Origin of the sequence: Haloferax profundi, from assembly GCF_001469865.1 — an archaeon.
Lineage (GTDB): Archaea > Halobacteriota > Halobacteria > Halobacteriales > Haloferacaceae > Haloferax > Haloferax profundi.
Genome location: NZ_LOPV01000273.1, coordinates 1 through 1,903, shown reverse-complemented (window position 1 = coordinate 1,903; position 1,903 = coordinate 1). Strand labels below are relative to the sequence as shown.

1 pseudogene is annotated in these 1,903 nt (G+C 57.6%); it reads left to right on the top strand.

Annotation, left to right across the window (positions count from 1 at the left end):
* Nucleotides 1-1,138: 1,138 nt before the first annotated feature.
* Nucleotides 1,139-1,903, top strand: a pseudogene (locus tag AUR66_RS11950) (hypothetical protein); the annotation flags it as partial.

Sequence of the window (1,903 nt, the reverse complement as noted above, 5' to 3'; positions counted from 1 at the left end):
GCAAAGCCCGCTGAGTTGGGAGATTTACGGTTTAACACCCGACAAGTGCTGGCAGGGCCACGCTACCGTTACTCCTATCCTGTACAGGACTCAGAGGTATCTGATTGTTTAACGTCGGTTTGGTCGTCCGAAGGCTTACTTTTTGCTGAGGCAAACACCAAGTCAACTGCCAGTTTTCGGACAGTCAATCACGATGGGGAACCATCGCAACGACGACCACAGAAACGCAGTGTGAGCATTTGTACGTTCGGGCCACAGTGTTCACAACCAATCACGGCGCTGTATCCCCGGCCTGAAGGACGGGGTTTTAGCGCCTGCCAATTAGATAATCTCAAGCCGCGTGAACACAACCGAACGGACCGCTGTTTCTACAGAGGAAACCAGGCGAGTGCCTCGGGGTCGTACGGAAATCTCTGGTTTCCGTGATGACGAGACGCTTCGCGTCTCGAACCACTTGACTCCGAGGCGGTTCACTGGATTACACCCATCCTATTTCTCCGTAAGAACACACCCGGTCGCAATCGTTCAGTGATATCTTTTCACCCATTGCAGACCACCGTGTGTGGACGCTATCGACACACCTCTCTTTCTGGTCGAGGCGAACGCGGTAGAGAGGTGCTGAGACGCCGGAGTACGGGTGAAGAATGGGGATAGACACGACACACGAAAGCCACTGAGGGGTGTGAGACACCATCGAAAAACGGACCAACAGACGTCGTTCGTCGAATCTGAAAACAGGCGATACACCCCATGTACAGTGGGGTGTACTGGAGAAGAAGCAAAATGGCCGACCGGAGAAACCGGCGGCTGAGAGGCCGGCCTCGACAGTCGTGGGGTATCACACACTCGGTGTGTGCCCGACCGAGAGCCAGACGGAGCCGAAACCGAGCGAATCATTCCGAAGACAGACGCGCGAGCGACGTCACACCGCACGAGTCTCTACACCCACTGGGAGTACGCGTCTTTCGTACACCCTTGCGGGAAATGGGCGTGGGTGTACACCCATGAATTCGAAGGGTGTAGGGTGTGTCTCTCCGAGTACACCGACTCGTAACGGGTGTAGGAATTCGGGAAGATTAGACACGGGTGTACCATGCCAAAACAGCTATTTAGCCCTCCACAAGACCAGCCACAAGCGATGGCGCCACCACTCCCCACACGCGACGCACTCCCAGACGAGCTCTGCGAACGAGCCCAGTGGGTTGGGTGGCGCAAACAGACACGTGGTGGAGACGAAACGAAGGTTCCACTGGACGTGAACGGAGGGTATGCATCGGCGACAGACGAGACGACGTGGACGACGTTCGACGAGGCACTGTCGTACGCCGAAGACGGGAACGCAGATGGCGTCGGGTTCGTGTTCACCGACGACGACCCATACGTGGGAGTCGACCTCGACAAGTGCCGAAACGGTGAGACAGGAGCGACCGACGAATGGGCACAAGTACTCATCGACCGTCTCGACTCGTACACGGAAATCAGTCCCTCGGGAACGGGCTATCACATCATCGTCGAAGGCGAACTCCCCCCAGACGGCAACCGAACGGGCAATCTCGAACTCTACGAACACTCGCGATTCTTCACCGTGACCGGAGACCGCGTCGACGACACACCCCGAACAGTTGCTGAGCGGACAGACGAACTCACCGCAATCCACGGCGCGTACTTCGAAACGGCGGAGACGCAGACTCCCGCACGAGCACGAACACAAGCCAACACAGCGCGTGAGTCGTCAACCACAGCGGAGGCCCCAGGAAACGACCTCACAGACGAGGACGTCGTCCAGCGAGCGTCGAACGCGGCGAACGGGCTGAAATTCAGCCGCCTGTGGAAAGGAGACACGAGCGCCTACGACAGCCACTCAGAAGCGGACATGGCGCTGTGTTCGATGCTGGCGTTTTGG